Source organism: Agrilactobacillus fermenti, from assembly GCF_021030645.1.
GTDB classification, from domain to species: domain Bacteria; phylum Bacillota; class Bacilli; order Lactobacillales; family Lactobacillaceae; genus Agrilactobacillus; species Agrilactobacillus fermenti.
The window spans coordinates 1-15111 of sequence record NZ_JACGCJ010000042.1; the positions used below are offsets into that span (position 1 = coordinate 1).

General features: G+C 38.7%; 15 protein-coding genes. 7 read left to right on the forward strand and 8 right to left on the reverse strand.

Translation table 11 applies throughout. The annotated features are described in order from the left end of the window. Window positions 1–249: 249 nt before the first annotated feature. Genes menC through FHQ08_RS11730 form a run of 4 tightly spaced genes read right to left on the reverse strand, consistent with a single transcriptional unit; the run spans window position 250 to window position 5229 of the window. Window positions 250–1347, reverse strand: a complete 1098-nt coding sequence (gene menC, locus FHQ08_RS11715) for an o-succinylbenzoate synthase (RefSeq protein ID WP_230914566.1) — start codon at window positions 1345–1347, stop codon at window positions 250–252. Next, complete coding sequence (menH, locus tag FHQ08_RS11720) at window positions 1334–2149, reverse strand: 2-succinyl-6-hydroxy-2,4-cyclohexadiene-1-carboxylate synthase (RefSeq protein ID WP_230914567.1); 816 nt, start codon at window positions 2147–2149, stop codon at window positions 1334–1336. The genes menC and menH overlap by 14 nt, the downstream gene beginning before the upstream one ends. Continuing rightward, window positions 2130–3896 carry a 2-succinyl-5-enolpyruvyl-6-hydroxy-3-cyclohexene-1-carboxylic-acid synthase gene (menD, locus tag FHQ08_RS11725; RefSeq protein WP_230914568.1) on the reverse strand — a complete coding sequence of 589 codons (1767 nt, stop codon included), beginning with the start codon at window positions 3894–3896 and terminating at the stop codon, window positions 2130–2132. The genes menH and menD overlap by 20 nt, the downstream gene beginning before the upstream one ends. Then, window positions 3886–5229 (reverse strand): isochorismate synthase, encoded by a 1344-nt coding sequence (locus FHQ08_RS11730; protein WP_230914569.1) that lies wholly within the window; start codon window positions 5227–5229, stop codon window positions 3886–3888. The genes menD and FHQ08_RS11730 overlap by 11 nt, the downstream gene beginning before the upstream one ends. Window positions 5230–5638: 409 nt before the next feature. On the opposite strand from FHQ08_RS11730, the gene FHQ08_RS11735 reads away from it, so the two are divergent. From FHQ08_RS11735 to FHQ08_RS11755, 5 genes are all read left to right on the forward strand, one after another. Beyond that, window positions 5639–6307 carry a class A sortase gene (locus FHQ08_RS11735; protein ID WP_230914570.1) on the forward strand — a complete coding sequence of 223 codons (669 nt, stop codon included), beginning with the start codon at window positions 5639–5641 and terminating at the stop codon, window positions 6305–6307. 120 nt (window positions 6308–6427) lie between these two features. After that, entirely contained in the window at window positions 6428–8809 is a 2382-nt protein-coding gene (recJ, locus tag FHQ08_RS11740) for a single-stranded-DNA-specific exonuclease RecJ (protein WP_230914571.1), read from the forward strand. Window positions 8810–8849: 40 nt separating this feature from the next. Continuing rightward, entirely contained in the window at window positions 8850–9362 is a 513-nt protein-coding gene (locus FHQ08_RS11745; RefSeq protein WP_269073951.1) for an adenine phosphoribosyltransferase, read from the forward strand. A gap of 165 nt (window positions 9363–9527) precedes the next feature. Further along, window positions 9528–10553, forward strand: a complete 1026-nt coding sequence (locus FHQ08_RS11750; RefSeq protein ID WP_230914572.1) for an acyltransferase family protein — start codon at window positions 9528–9530, stop codon at window positions 10551–10553. Between the two features lie 15 nt (window positions 10554–10568). After that, the gene (locus FHQ08_RS11755) at window positions 10569–11474 is read left to right on the forward strand and encodes an alpha/beta hydrolase (RefSeq protein WP_230914573.1); all 906 of its coding nucleotides are present in this window, start codon (window positions 10569–10571) and stop codon (window positions 11472–11474) included. A 43-nt stretch (window positions 11475–11517) separates the two neighbouring features. On the opposite strand, the gene FHQ08_RS11760 is transcribed toward FHQ08_RS11755, so the two are convergent. Continuing rightward, window positions 11518–11706 carry a hypothetical protein gene (locus FHQ08_RS11760; RefSeq protein WP_230914574.1) on the reverse strand — a complete coding sequence of 63 codons (189 nt, stop codon included), beginning with the start codon at window positions 11704–11706 and terminating at the stop codon, window positions 11518–11520. Between the two features lie 22 nt (window positions 11707–11728). Continuing rightward, window positions 11729–12106 (reverse strand): hypothetical protein, encoded by a 378-nt coding sequence (locus FHQ08_RS11765; RefSeq protein ID WP_230914575.1) that lies wholly within the window; start codon window positions 12104–12106, stop codon window positions 11729–11731. A gap of 233 nt (window positions 12107–12339) precedes the next feature. Here FHQ08_RS11765 and FHQ08_RS11770 point away from each other — a divergent pair, with 233 nt between their 5' ends. Both FHQ08_RS11770 and FHQ08_RS11775 read left to right on the forward strand, forming a co-directional pair. Next, window positions 12340–12573 (forward strand): hypothetical protein, encoded by a 234-nt coding sequence (locus FHQ08_RS11770; RefSeq protein WP_230914576.1) that lies wholly within the window; start codon window positions 12340–12342, stop codon window positions 12571–12573. Between the two features lie 300 nt (window positions 12574–12873). Beyond that, window positions 12874–13806 carry a hypothetical protein gene (locus FHQ08_RS11775; protein ID WP_230914577.1) on the forward strand — a complete coding sequence of 311 codons (933 nt, stop codon included), beginning with the start codon at window positions 12874–12876 and terminating at the stop codon, window positions 13804–13806. A 181-nt stretch (window positions 13807–13987) separates the two neighbouring features. On the opposite strand, the gene FHQ08_RS11780 is transcribed toward FHQ08_RS11775, so the two are convergent. Both FHQ08_RS11780 and FHQ08_RS11785 read right to left on the reverse strand, forming a co-directional pair. Beyond that, window positions 13988–14377: a DUF805 domain-containing protein gene (locus FHQ08_RS11780; RefSeq protein ID WP_230914578.1), complete on the reverse strand. Its 390-nt coding sequence runs from the start codon at window positions 14375–14377 to the stop codon at window positions 13988–13990. 50 nt (window positions 14378–14427) lie between these two features. Next, window positions 14428–14799, reverse strand: coding sequence for a YxeA family protein (locus FHQ08_RS11785; protein WP_230914579.1), 372 nt, complete (start codon window positions 14797–14799; stop codon window positions 14428–14430). Window positions 14800–15111 lie beyond the last annotated feature (312 nt).

Below are 15111 nucleotides of genomic sequence, written 5' to 3' on the forward strand. Positions count from 1 at the left end.
CTTTGCTTTAGACTTCCTTCAGATTCCACCTCACGGTGGACACCCTTGTCCTCAACTAATAGTTCCGACTACTACGGTCTATAGTGGACTTTCACCACCAAGTTAGCGCCCATGCCGGGCGCACTAATAAAGTGAGGCCGAAGCAAAACTAATGTTTTGTTTCCGACCTCACTTTATTTAAGTTACGGCTGTTTATTGCTTAAACGTGGTTTCCAAAGCTTTGTCTCATTTTGATTCTGAAAGATGGCTTTAATCAAATAGTTGCGTCAATAACTCACTTGGTTGCAGGCCGAGTCCAACTTGATTATGAAAAGTTAATTCTGAGCGTTCAGCTTCTGGTGTGCTTGCTAACAATCCTTGCTGATAAAATTGTTGTACTGGGCCAATATCACCTGGGTATTCTAAACCGCTTAGCCGAGCAAACTCTTGAACGTAACGACGGCCAAGATCACTTTCCACCATACCACCGACCCAACATGGCAGTCCATGTTGTTGACAAAACTTCAGCATTGCTAACGCTACTTGAAAGCCGCCAACTCGGGCAGGTTTTAAGTTTAATACTTGACCGCTCTTTAAAATCATCATCACCCGCAGATCCTCCATATCATGGATCCGTTCATCTAAACAGATTGGCGTCTGCAATTGTCGTTGTAACCATTGGTGATCTAAAAAAGACTGATTGGTAAAAGGCTGCTCAAGCATGTCTAATTGCAGCGTGTCCAGTTGTTTTAGATAGGGTAAGTCTGATTTTTGAAAAGCACCATTACCATCTACCAGCAATGCAATGCTTGGAAAAATTTGACGAATCGTGCGCAAAACCGCAATATCAGCAACTGAACCTAATTTAATTTTAAACCGCTGGACACCGCTAGCAATGTGATGATTAATGCTTTCAATGAGTTGAACTTGATCATTGATACCCAAACTCACACCAAAAGTAGCTTTGCTTTGAGCCTTTGTCCCAATAGATTGAGCCAAATAATCAGCTAATGGTAATTGAGCCAACTGAGCAAACAATTCCCAAACGGGCATCTCTACTGCAGCTTTTGCAAGTTGATTATCTACAATATCAGCCAGATAACTATTGAAATCCCGTGGTGAAGTAAAATCACGATTCAGTATTCTTGGCAGAATGACATGTTTCAATTGCCAAATAGCGGTTGCCTGTGTTTCGGCCATATAAGTTGGTGTATCGAAGGCTTCAAGTTCACCATAGCTAATTTGCCCAGTTGCTGTTGTTAAACGCAAAATATGTAACCGGCGTTGTCTAAGATTCTCATGATTGGATTTGAAATTTTGCCTTAAATTTAACGTCAGCGAGCGGATTTGAATCTCAATCAAACGCATAATCAGTCAACTCCTTCAACACCGCCTTGATAAAAGTATTGGGCGCCTCTAAGTGACTATTGTGCCCCGCATTCGGAATTTTGGTCAAGGTTACATTAGGCAGTTGTCTGACCATTTTAGTATTGATATCAGTGAATTTTCGATCGAGTGCCCCAACGATCAAATGCGTTGGTTGCGTTAATTTTATGAGGTCTGGCCAGTAATTTGCTTGGCTGCCAGTACCCATTTCTGTCAAACTCCGAGCCAGTAAATCTGCCCTCTGGTGTAGGCGCATAGCTTTAACTCGTTGCTGAACGGCTTGTGGTAATCGTTTTTGAGATGCAAATAAGGGTAACTCAGTCCAATAATTTACAAAATCGTGAAGCCCATGAGTCAGTAATCTTTTGGCCAACACTTGGTCATGCTGTCGTCGAATATCCCGTTGCTTTTGAGTAGCTATACCAGGACGGGTACTTTCTAAAAATAATGTTTGGATACGTTCGGGGTGTGTGTTCGCAAAAGCAACGGCAATCCGGCCACCCATAGAATAACCTAAGACATTTAATCGTTGATCGGGTACCAATTGGGTTGTGAGCATCATCAGATCTATAACTTGTTGTGTCATTGTGAACGCATGCTGCTTTGTTGCTGTTGTTCCACCGTGTCCCAATAAGTCGGGTAATAGCTTTGTACCCGGTAATTTAGTGGCAATCGTTTCAAATTCATGATGGTTGCCCATAAAACCGTGCAAAATTAACCAGTAAGGCGCCCCATGACCGATTTTTTGAATTTTATAGTTTGCATCATTTACGGAAATCTGCAAAATTGGCCTCCCATATTGGTTTTATTTTTTGTGTCAATGCTTGATGTTGTTTTAAATTTATTTCACGATCTGTTTGAATTTCTAATATTCTTGGTCCCTTATTTGACTGGCTTAATGCTTTTTGTAAAGCAGATTTATTTTTAATCAATTGATAGTTAAAGTTATAAGCCATAGCAATTTTTTCAATATTCAAATTTTGTGGTGTGCCAAAAACTGTTTCAAAATAATCTGAAGCTGCATGTTGTGGCAAAAAGGAAAAAATACCGCCACCATTGTTGTTGATGACAATGATCGTCACATTAAGATGATACCTTTGTGCCATCATTAATCCCGTTAGATCATGGAAAAAGGCCAAATCACCCGTTACCAAAAAGTTAGCCGCATTTGCGCTCTGACTAAATATCCCTAAGGCAGTCGAAGTGACCCCGTCGATGCCATTTGCCCCACGATTACAATAAATAGCAAACTTTTGACTATTTTGCGGTTCAAAATAGTTGTCAAAATCGCGAATAGGCATGGAATTACTGAGAAAAATGTTTCCAGCCGTTAAAGTGGCTGCCATGATCACCGGTAATTGTATCTCAGAAAGAGCCGTTTGCGCAGCCAGTGTTTGTGAGACAGTTGCCGTTAGAGCTGTCTGCAAAGTCTGCCACCGTTGGTTAAAACTTTCCTGTTCTGGCGCGTTGATAAAGGGACCTGCTTGACTCACGGTTTGCAAGGTTCCTGGCAATACCAACCGCGCGGATTTGGTATAGTCTGCTAAAGTAGCTTGCGGATCCAAATAGACAATTGGCCCTTTAAAATGCTGTAGCAACTGCTTGATTCCTGCAGAAACTGGCGTGGTACCAAAGCGTAAAATAGTATCTGGCAGCAATTCTGTTGGCAATTGTGGATATTGTTGTAACAAAATATCATAACTATGAATAACATTAGGCATATTTTGACCGCGTAACCCACTTAAAACATCAGCCAGAATCAACCAACCACTTGTTTTTAAAAATTGCTGATCTTGTGCTGTTATCGTTGTTGTCATATCTGGACCAGCGATAACCAATACTTTTTTATTTGAGAACAGCTGCCTGATTTGCGTTGACAATGTTGGTGGCAGTTGTTGTTTGATTTCAGCTACAGCTATCGGTTTCACTAAGTTTTCCGGTAGTGGCTGATCTAAAATCGGCATTAACGGTTTGCGCAGAGGTAAGTTCAGATGTACTGGGCCCATTGGTATTTGCTGGGCATAGATAACTTGGCGCTGGACGTTAAAATCAAGATACGCAAGTTCATCAGCACAAGCCGATGGGAGAGGTAATTGGGTAAAGTTTTTAACTTGATCACCATATAGCTTCACCTGATCGATAGCTTGCGGTGCACCAATATTGGTTAATTCTGGTGGTCGATCTGTGGTTAAGACAATCAGCGGTTGATTTGTTAACCGAGCCTCACAAATCGCAGGTAGAAAATTTGCGGCCGCGGTTCCCGATGTACAAACAAGTAGGGTGGGCCGATGACTTACTTTAGTTAAACCTAGTGCATAAAAACCGGCTGAACGTTCATCCACATCGACATGCAATGTAAGTCTTCCAGCTTGAGCATATTGGGCTAAAATTAAAGCGACTGGTGTCGAACGTGACCCTGGTGCTAAAACTACGTGCGTAATCTTTTGAGCTAGTAAGGCTGCTATCAGTGTGTGCACATAAGTCGTTAAGGTTTGTGCCGCTTCAGTTGATGCATTACCATTAGTTGCCATTTGCGTGATCTCCTCTTTGATCTGTACTAAATAGAGTATTTAACATTGGCTGAAATTTTAATCGTGTTTCTAACACTTCTGCTGCTGCATCTGAATCAGCCACGATACCTGCACCAGCAAATAACCAAGCAGTCTGTTGCCGTAATAATGCACTACGAATACCGACTACAAATTCGCCAACACCATCAAACTGTAAATACCCAATAGGCGCGCCATATAAACCACGATCATAATTTTCAACGGCCGCAATCACTTGTGAAGCTAACGTTTGCGGCAAACCACCTAATGCAGGCGTTGGATGTAATTGCTGTAAGATCTCAAAAGCTGAAATTTGTTTAGGCAAAATACTAGTGATTGGTGTATATAAGTGCTGCACATTGGGATTCTTTAGCAATTGTGGTCGTGTGGCATAATGTGGCTGTAATTTTAGCCGCCGTAAATTGTCAATAATATTTTGAACGACATATTGATGCTCCTGCAAATTCTTCTGATCTGCTAACAATGTTTGCCCATAGCGTATGTCCGAATCAGGTGTAGTACCACGACGAATTGTTCCAGCAACTGCTGCGGTATATAAATGGTGATTAGCTATCTTCAACAGCCGCTCAGGTGTGGCACTTACGAAAACTGACCCACGCAATTTCAAAATCACATGATAAGTATTCAGGTTGGCGCGTCGCAAATTGTTAAACAATTGTTTTAACTCTAGCGTACCGGTAAACTGAACTTGCATCTGTCGCGAAAGAACAACCTTTTGTAAGTTCGCTGTTGTATTTAACTGTGTTACCGTTTGTTTTACAAGACTCTGCCAATGTTGTAAGGCCAGTTCTTTCTTTTGCTGCAGATGTAGTTTTGAAATTGATCCAGTATCTGCGTGAGCAGCCAAAAGTTTTAGGTTAGTCAAAAATGATTGTAATTGCTGTTGAGTGTTGTCAAATGTGGTGCCAACACTAAAAATGTGAGCTTTATAATCATCTTTAGCAATATGAATGAGCAATTGAGGCAGGAAAAAGTAGCCGTGATCTAAATCACGCCATACATCTGTTCTGATTGAAGCCTGACCGTTTTTTTGAAAAGGGAGCCCCCCAACAACAGCTAAATCTTGCATATATTTATCCGGTATACTTTGAGCAATATGGGCATACCAATTCGAAATATCATTAAAAGCTGTTTGATTAGTCTGCGGTTCAAAACTATCAATTGCACCCAGAGCTATTTTTAGTGTCGGTTGATCTGGCGCATCAAAAATATAGACTGGGTCAAACCGTTGGCTCATTTGAATAAAAGCTGCTAAAGGAAATGAGTCTAACTTTAAATCTTGTACAACATACATATCAAATCGCTACTTTCTTGATCATTGATTGATGGTTACTTTTTAATCAGAACTCTTGCTATTTTACTATAAAGCGTTTTTTTACGCATTAAAATGGGTCGTTTTTGAGGCTGAAACACAATTAACGCTTTGCTTTTAGCTACTATGCGTTTGCGAACAATTAGATTTTAAAAATGCTCCAAAAGGCAACACCCTCATCTAATCACGAATGGCCCAAATGGCAAGCCCACTATTGTCGCAATTCTTGTTAGTACTCAGGTACTGAGTACCTTTTACCTCACGCTCGTCGAGGACATTTCAATTCAAATCACTGAAAAAGTATGACTATCAACTGGTCTAATTATATTGTTTGCTTTTCCTTATTATTTATATGATAATCAAGTTTGGACAATTTTAGGAGTGACTGACTATGAAAAAATTCGGCAAGGCAATGGGATGGATTTTTCTCGTCATCGTCTTTATAATAGGGCTGTTATTGATTTTTAACGAACCAATCAAGAGTTACTTGGTGCAGCGCAATGCCGAGGCTAAAATGCAAAATCTAACTCGTGATCAGATCAAACAAAATGAACTTAAAGATGGTCAATTTGATTTTTCAAAGGTTAAAAGTATTTCCGTAAATCAAGTCGTCAAAACTTCCATGCAAAATGACGCTAATCCACTTGGCAAATTAGCTGTTCCTGCCGTGGGTTTAAAATTACCGATTGTAAAAGGATTGAGTGACACCGCTTTAAGCACTGGCGGGGGCACCATGAAACCAGATCAGGTGATGGGGAAGGGCAATTATGCACTCGCCGGCCATTATATGACAAACAAAGGTGCTTTGTTCTCACCATTAGAACGTGCTCAGCTTGGTCAATATATGTATATTACCGATTTGAATAAAGTTTATACTTACCGGATTACTTATAAGAAAATTGTTGATCCTAAGTCAGTCTGGCTAATTGATGATGTAAAAGGTGCCAAACTACTGACACTGATTACTTGTGCCGATGGCGGCGTTAATCGTTGGTGCTTACAAGGAAACCTGATCAATGAGCAGTCAGCTACAAAAGAGAATTTAGCTGTTTTTAATTAAAATATTTTGCTGAGGTCCTGACATCACAAACCTCAGTTTTTTTATTTTATTAATTGCTTTATTTTTTAGACCAGACTGTTATACTTTTCTAGTTGTAAAAAAGACAAAGGGGTTTTAAATTTGTGTGCCAAATTCACTTGGAAGACTAAAGATAGGCCTGATAAAACTAGTGTTCAAAGCCTGCGTGAAACCTTTGGACTTGACGAGACTGTCGCGCAGCTACTCGTTACTCGGGGAATCGATGAACCTAAGAAATACGAAAATTTTATTCACCCTGACTTACAAAATCTCCATGATCCCAAGCAACTCTTCGATATGAAACCTGGTATCGATCGAATTAAACAAGGTATTCTTGCAAATGAAAAAATGGTGATCTATGGTGACTATGATGTTGATGGCTTGACAAGTACTGCCATTATGAAAGAAGCCATTGAAAGTATTGGCGGCGAAGTTGAAACTTACATCCCCAATCGATTTGACGACGGATATGGCCCAAATTTGCAAGTTTATAAATACTTCGTCAAACAAGGCTATCAGTTGATCATTACAGTTGATAACGGCGTTGCAGGCAACGAAGCCGTTGCTTATGCCATGACGCATGGCGTTGATGTCGTCATTACCGATCACCATGAATTACCTAAAGTTTTACCGGAAGCCACAGCAATCATCCACCCACGGCACCCTGAGGGCAACTATCCTTTTGGGGATTTATCTGGTGCTGGCGTTGCTTTTAAAGTGGCTTGTGCCTTATTAGAAGAAGTGCCCACAGATCTTTTGGATTTGGCTGCCTTAGGTACCGTTGCTGATTTAGTCTCACTCACAGATGAAAATCGTATTATTGTCGCTAATGGTTTAAAAGTTTTACAACATACAGAGCGTATGGGCCTTCAAAGTCTCTACCGCACGGCAGGCATCAAGCCAGAACAGATTAATGAAACGACCATTGGCTTTATGATTGGACCACGTCTAAATGCCATTGGACGCATGGGTGATGCTAATCCAGGTGTAGATTTATTGACAACGTTAGATCCTGATTATGCTGATGAACTGGCCAAACAATTGGAACAGACAAATCAAGAACGTCAAAAGTTAGTTCAAAAAATCACTCAGGCAGCTTTAAAAACCGCTCAAGCTCCAGAGAATCAAACTGCCAAAACCCTAGTGATTACTGGTGAAAATTGGCATGAAGGTGTTCTAGGGATTGTGGCCAGTCATATTGTGGAAACAACAGGTAAACCAGCACTTATTTTGAATTTAAACCCAACAACCAATATTGCCAAGGGTTCTGGCCGTAGCGTTGCCGGTTTTGATCTATTCGCCAGTATCAACCAAAATCGGCAACTGACCGAAAATTTTGGGGGACATCAAATGGCAGTGGGGCTGACAATCAAACAAGAGAATATTGCGACGATTCATCGAGGAATGGAAACTTATGCGACAAATAATAATTTTCATGTTCAAACAGCGCCAGTAAAATATGTTGATCTAGTTTTAAGCTTAGCCGATTGTAATATGACTTTTTTTACGGCGTTACAGACATTAGCGCCCTTTGGAACGAATAATCCCGAGCCACTAATTGCAATTGATCGAGTTCATTTTAGTCAGCTTAAGACAATGGGCCAAAATCAGCAACACATGCGTCTCCAATTATCAGATCAAAACAAAAAACTAACTGCAGTTTGTTTTAACGCACCGACATTAATTGCCTCGGCTCAAAAACAAAGCGGAGCCATCAATGTGCTCGGCACTTTGAGCTTAAATGAATTTCGTGGTCAAAAAAATTTACAACTATTATTACAAGACATTCAATTTAACCAAACTACAATGTCTAGTGAACCGACCGCAAACGACATTAAGCCCCACAAAGCTGTTGAGCATCAGCCTAAAATACTGGTTACAAAACAGACAAAGTTAACAGCTGGCCTTTTTTCAGCACCGGATCTTTATGTTTTCTTCAGAAAACATTATTTAAAACGATCACAAAAGTTTATTCACAGTATTGATCGTCAAGTAGCTTTTTTTACAGACCAACTTGTTACAAAAGCCACTAGTATCACAATTATCGACCAGCCGGAAACTTTAGCACAACTTAGTTTTTTACTTAGCCAACAGCACGCAAACAAGTTACGATTTACCTTTTTCAATGCCCAGCCAACTAATTTCCAACTGCCAAATCGGCAAAAGTTTTCGCGCGTACTCAATTACGTCAGAAGTCACTCAAGTTTACCGGTAATGCAGCAACAAAAAATGGCGGCCTATTTACAAGTCAGCGACTTAGAATTACGGTTTATTTTGAAGGTGTTTTCCCAATTGGGATTTGTTAAAATAGAAGATGGTGCTTTGTCGATCTCATCACACTTGAAAAAACATCAATTAACTGAGGCGCCCGTTTACCAATCAATGGTACAGCGTTTGCAAATAGAACAGCAGATTGACCGACAAACGAATCAGGAATTATTGCATTGGATCAATCAGTTGGTTTCTGAAAACAAACAAGATTAATTATAAAAAGAATCTAAGGATTAAGGAAAGATTAATAATAATGGATTATAAACAATTTGTAGCTGATGTCCCTGATTTCCCTGAAAAGGGCGTTACTTTTCGGGACATTTCACCATTAATGGAAGATGGCGAGGCTTATAGTCAGGCAACCAATGATATTGCACATTATGCCGCTGATAAGGGTGTAGAAATGATTTGTGGCCCTGAAGCCCGTGGATTTATTGTTGGCTGCCCAGTTGCCTATAAACTCGGGGTTGGTTTTGCACCAGCACGGAAGAAGGGTAAACTGCCCCGAGAAACTGTTTCAGTCAGTTATAATTTGGAATATGGCAAGGCATCTTTATATATGCACAAAGATGCCGTTAAACCGGGACAAAAAGTTTTAGTTGTAGATGATTTAATGGCCACCGGTGGCACAATTGCTGCAACAATTGAACTCGTGGAAAAATTGGGTGGCATTGTGGTTGGCACCGCATTTTTAATTGAGCTTCGAGATCTGCATGGTCGAGATAAAATTAAAGATTATGATATGTTTACTCTAATGCAATATTAAAACGTGGGTTATCTAAAAAAATATTTTTTCAGATAACTGTAAACAGGAACATACCAGAAAGATTCAGAATTATTCTGCTTTCATTAAAACTTTCTTCATACAAACTCGTTATAATTGTTTTTATAAAATTGTTTATGATTACAAAATGAAGGAGTTTTTTAATATATGCTTGAAACCAATTTTGGTCGTCATGCAAAGAAAAAAAGAATTGAATGGATCGATATTGCCAAGGCTTTAGGCATCGTTGCCGTAGTTGTCGGCCATGCTTACCCAGCAAAAGACACCTTCTATGAGACTACTTACTGGTGGCACATGCCTTTGTTCTTTTTAATTGGTGGTTTCTTTATCAAATCGCTGAAAGTTCAAGAATATACGGTACCACAGTTCATTCGGCGAAAAGTTTGGCCGCTTTTGCGGGACTATTTGCTAGCCGGGGCTACGATCATTTTGATCAACTTTTTTGTGGAACAACGAAATGCCCACTATACCTTGGGTTATTTTGGGCGTTTGTTGTATGGTGGTACCGAGCTAAATGGCTATACTAGTGCTTTTTGGTTTATGACTGTTTATATTCTGGCGTTAATTGTAGTCACTTTTATCATTACGTTTATACCCAATAAGATGTTACAGTTTCTGATTGTGGGTGCCCTGTTTTTGCTGGGTACTTCTTATAAAGATGCCCAATCAGCCTTTGGGTTCCCAATGCCTTGGAATGCTGATGTGACTTTAATGGCAGCCTTTTATATGTGGATCGGTTATTTTTCATTTAAATATTTAAAACGTTTGGTCCAATCGCGGTGGTTACTTGCTTTGAGTATTGCTACAGCATCTGGGTTGATTGTTGCTCAAAACCTCGGTATGATCGATGAAGTCATTTATATGAAATCACATCAGATTACTAATTCCTGGTTTGCCATGTTTGTGCCATTAATTTTTACATTTTCTGTTTTAGCAATTTCTTACTGGTTACAATTTACGCCTTTGAAACACTTTCTAGCAATCGTCGGGAAGCACACCATGATCATTATGTTCTCACACAAAGCCGTCTTTTTCGTACTCGAAAAAATCAATTTCGATGCTTGGACAATTCTGAGCCTTGTTGGAATCACACTACCAATTGTAGCGGCAATCATCGGTAAAAAAATGCAACAGCACTGGCGTTTTGCCCGACAGTCAACAACCACTTCATAAAAAGAGGGCGTCATTTTGAGGAAAAGATTTTGGGGTTGGATCGGCATCATTTTAACAATCGTTATGGTCATCATAGCGGTTGTTTTTGGTGTCCACAGATATCATATGAAGCAGCAAGTAGAAACCGTTAAACGTGTTTACCAGAAAACGGCCACCCCAACTATTTTTGTACATGGATACCACGGGCGTTTTGCTTCGGAAGCGGATATGATGGCTGATATTCATGAGGCTGGTATTGGCACCCACGTGATGACTATCACAGTTGATTTGAAAGGAAAACTTCACGTTAAAGGGGTTTTATCAAAGGGTACTTTAAATCCATTAATCGGTATTGTATTTGAAAATAATACCGCTGGTGAAATGCAGTTCTCATTATGGCTTCAAAAGGCATTGGTCCTTTTAAAGCAAAAATATCATGTAACCAATTACAATGCGATTGGACATTCAATGGGTGCTGTTGCTTGGGTATTATATAGTCTGAGAAAAAAAGATTTGAACGCCGTACCTCGAATGCAAAAGCTAGTGACAATTGCCGGACCTTTTGATGGGATTTTGGGATTTGGTGACCAAGCTAATCGTAATTACTTTTTAAATAGCCAGTTAGAACCTAAATTTCAAACACCACTTTTTCGACAAATGAAAGCAACCGCTGATCAGTTTCCAAAACAGGTCCCGGTTTTAAATATTTATGGCAATTTACAAGATGGCTCTAACTCAGATTCTGTTGTCAGTTTGGTTTCAGCCCGCTCTTTAAGCTATTTAATTCAGCCTTATGCTAAAAGTTATCAAGAACTTCAAGTGACTGGTTCGAATGCGCAACATAGCCATTTGCATATGCATAACCCGACGGTAACGCAAGCAATCGAGAAATTTATTTGGGCCAAACCAGTTGCTGACAAAACAAATAAAATAACGCATTAATCACTATTATGACAATATCAGGTGATTAATGCGTTTTTATAATTCAATTCTTTTTGCGGATAGTTTGTTGTCGAATATCCTTTTCCACGGCGTGTTTTTTAACTGTCGCTGCAATATAAGCAACCAGTGGTTCAACAATCATTAAACCAAGCGCGATTAATAAACATAAGGCCACAAACTGCTCAACTGAGTTCATATGTTGAAACTTATCAATATAATGCTGGAATAACACTCTAAAACCCCCAGTAGCAAAATTAATGTAAATTGGCTTCAGATGATTTCTGCGATCGTGTCATTAAAGTGTAAACAGAGATCCACTGAAAAACTAATGCAACCAGAAAATAATTTGGTAGGATCCAATAAATCAAAAATGAAAAGATACCGATTAAATTGGCAAAGAGGATCCAATTACTTTCTAACGACTTAATATAAGAAATGATATGTAATAAAATACCGATGCTGTAAATCCAGAAAACCTTAGCAGAAATGTTACCATAAACTTTAAATATATCGTGAACTGTATAGCGGGAAGAGAATAGGCACATTAAAAAGAGCGTTAAAATTTCTAATATCGTAACTAATAAAAAAATCAAATCAAATAGCGCCGGTAATTTTCGTATGGACAATCGCATGTTAATTCCCCAATCATATCTGGATAACTCTGTTAAGTATAAGCATAAATGAAAAGCCTGTGAAGCTTATTCAATGAAATTTATACTTAACTTAGAAAAAAATCAAAAAAACAGCTGTTTTTAAAAATTTTCTTCCTAGTACCCACCTATACCAGGTCTTTTCTTCATGACAATCATAGTTTAGCTTTAAATTTGATAAGCTTAGTTTAAGCAAATTTTAGGAGGCTAGCCAAATGAGTCATAAAGCAATTATCCAGCACAGCTTAACTGAACGGCAATTTCACTATGTTCAGATCAAAGCCATCATTATCCACTATCAAAATCATACCTGTAAAGAAATTAACGAATTTCCCTTAAATCAGAATGTTTTATCTGAAATTAAATGGCATCGTTTCTCTTTAGAATTTACGCACCAGGAAGCAATGGTTAGTTTTTCACCAGAATACCATTTAAAAGCTGTTATTTAAAAGTTATTAAAACTTGATATAAATTGCATTTTCCCTGAGTTAAAAAGTAACAATATCAATTATCACTATAATAATTTTAAAGAAAGCAAGATCAAAGGCGATCAACACTTGGGCACGTTTAAATCAAAATATTCGTAATTAACATGTGACTGGAAACTATTTGTTTTGACCCGGTCACATGTTTTATTTCTTTATTTATTTTGGAAAACAATCTATGTTATGATAATAACGTTGATTTATACGGACTAATTTTTGATCACATCATTTTCACATGTACCTCGGGGGAAGGAACGACGATTCATGGGGCAATTTAGGAAACAAAGCCAGCCGTCAAATAAGTATGTCGGCTTATATTTATTGATTTGTAGCAGTCTGTTGTCGGGTATATTTTGGCCACAACAAAGCTTGGCCACCACACAATCAGCCTCAATAGCGGTTAATAATGTTAGTTTAACTCAAACTAACGTATCTGAAACGGTACAATTGCCTGAGTCTTCAAAATTTACCAATGATAGGGTAGTGGGACCAGTACAGAATATTGTGTCACAGCCTAACTCTGAAACAAAAGTAGCTCAAACACCAAATCAAACTACAGAGCCCAATAACAGCTCACAGGTTACTACTGCCACAGACACCAATGAAAGAGTAATGAGCAAAGATCAAGACGCATCGAAAACAGCTAGTTCAGAAACAATACAAGCGCCACTTTATTTAAATCGTAATCAAACTCAAAACGGCAATGAAAATACAGTGCCCACTGAAACTAAAACTGTCGTGCCGACTGAATCAAGTGACACATCATCGGCTACGGGTATTTCAACCCAAAAAGCTCAACCTACGATTAATCCAGTTACTACTAGCTTGACTGACTCTGGACAAACTATAGTGGGTGACAGTCGTGACCTTCAAATCATGACCGAAAACCAAAGACACGATATAAGCTCTGTGAACATAAAGAGAACCTATGATTATCAGTCAATAGACGATGAAAATCTACTTAATTTATCTCAACTACGTGCAAATAATAAGAACTCCGATTCAAAGGAGACGACGAAAACACAACCGGTTCTCTCAAAACGAGTGCCCAAACTTTACCCAATTACGGCACAGCAAACCCTGCCGCATACAGGTTCTAAGGTAAACCACCACTTAATAGGTACTGGCGTTGGGCTGGTTATTGGCGTTTTAAGCATATTTGAAATTGTTCGTAGGCAACATTATAATCATGCATAGTTACCTCAATAAAACGGTCGCAACCAAGATATGCAACTACCAATGAATATATTTATAATAAATAATCGCAGTTTTCTAGATCAATATTGAATCTGAAAACTGCGATTATTCTTTTAGCATAAAATTGTTTAGTCATTCTTTACTTATGCGTTATGAGTTATTTAGACCTAAATTTTTTAAATCAATTCTCAACTTCAGTCTGGTTTAGCGGCCAACGCCTGGATGGTCGAGAAGGTAAGATCAATAATATAAAGAACCAGATACTACCAATTAAAGGTAGAATCGTGATTAAGATCCACCAATTGCTTCTGTCAGTATCATGTAAACGACGGGCACGAATTGTAAAATTTGCGATCCAAACTAATAATAACAACAAGCCAAAAATCAAAGATCCTATTGAAAGGTTCATTTGAAAGCGGCCATAATCATCAAAATTGCGCCATTGCCCACTAAGAAAGGCATATAAGCCAATTACAATGTAATTAATAATAACAGCAGACCAATACTGCTTGCGCGTAGCTGTCGCATTAAACACAAACATTTTGCGCCAATATTCCCGATAACTATTCATTTTAAAATAACCTCCTTGTTTACTTCTTATTATACTGCATCCTTGAGGCGTTAACGGTTAGCTAATGCTTGTTTTGCTTTTTTTGGTACTTCCGAAGCAGCTACTTCGCTCCATTGTGTTACACCCTTACTACTGTTAAAAGTTATTTTAAGATAGGCCTGATGTTTTAACGGCCGAGATTTATTGGCGTTAAATTCTAAAACTTGCTGTCGGCCTTCTTCGTCAAATCCAAGTTGTTGATAGCGATAATCATAAAAAGTATGTCCTTGGTCATCTTTTTCTTTAAGTTGTTTACCGCTTGTAGTGATTTGAGTGTAGTATTCAGTGCCGCCCATATATACTTTTTCAAAAATCCTCAGGCCACCGTATAAAATCCCTAATGTCAGAATGATGCCGATGAAAATCTTTGTACTTTTACGCATGAATTTTTCCTCCCTGATAAGTTTAGACACAGTTTAAAGATTTAAAGCGACAGATACAATAGATGTGACAACAATGATAGGTTAAGGTGTTACGTTTGTCATCACCAGGTGTTTTATCGGAAATTGTATTAGCCTAGTTGCTAATTTAGTGATATAAAATATCAAGCATGTCAAATAAATAAGCCTTGGATTTGAGTCAATATCTTGGACACGATTTGAGAGATTTTTTTCGATATTCCGATGGGCGATTATTTCATCACTTCGATCGAATATCAAACCCACACCGTTTGACATCTGATCGAAGTGATGAAG

What these genes read in the sequence shown, in the direction of transcription:
- FHQ08_RS11735 (WP_230914570.1), top strand. Translation starts at nt 5,639, where the DNA reads ATGAAAAAATTCGGCAAGGCAATGGGATGGATTTTTCTCGTCATCGTC.
- menC (WP_230914566.1), bottom strand. Translation starts at nt 1,347, where the DNA reads ATGCGTTTGATTGAGATTCAAATCCGCTCGCTGACGTTAAATTTAAGG.
- FHQ08_RS11745 (WP_269073951.1), top strand. Translation starts at nt 8,850, where the DNA reads ATGGATTATAAACAATTTGTAGCTGATGTCCCTGATTTCCCTGAAAAG.
- FHQ08_RS11750 (WP_230914572.1), top strand. Translation starts at nt 9,528, where the DNA reads ATGCTTGAAACCAATTTTGGTCGTCATGCAAAGAAAAAAAGAATTGAA.
- FHQ08_RS11765 (WP_230914575.1), bottom strand. Translation starts at nt 12,106, where the DNA reads ATGCGATTGTCCATACGAAAATTACCGGCGCTATTTGATTTGATTTTT.
- FHQ08_RS11780 (WP_230914578.1), bottom strand. Translation starts at nt 14,377, where the DNA reads ATGAATAGTTATCGGGAATATTGGCGCAAAATGTTTGTGTTTAATGCG.
- FHQ08_RS11775 (WP_230914577.1), top strand. Translation starts at nt 12,874, where the DNA reads ATGGGGCAATTTAGGAAACAAAGCCAGCCGTCAAATAAGTATGTCGGC.
- menD (WP_230914568.1), bottom strand. Translation starts at nt 3,896, where the DNA reads ATGGCAACTAATGGTAATGCATCAACTGAAGCGGCACAAACCTTAACG.
- FHQ08_RS11770 (WP_230914576.1), top strand. Translation starts at nt 12,340, where the DNA reads ATGAGTCATAAAGCAATTATCCAGCACAGCTTAACTGAACGGCAATTT.
- FHQ08_RS11785 (WP_230914579.1), bottom strand. Translation starts at nt 14,799, where the DNA reads ATGCGTAAAAGTACAAAGATTTTCATCGGCATCATTCTGACATTAGGG.
- FHQ08_RS11730 (WP_230914569.1), bottom strand. Translation starts at nt 5,229, where the DNA reads ATGTATGTTGTACAAGATTTAAAGTTAGACTCATTTCCTTTAGCAGCT.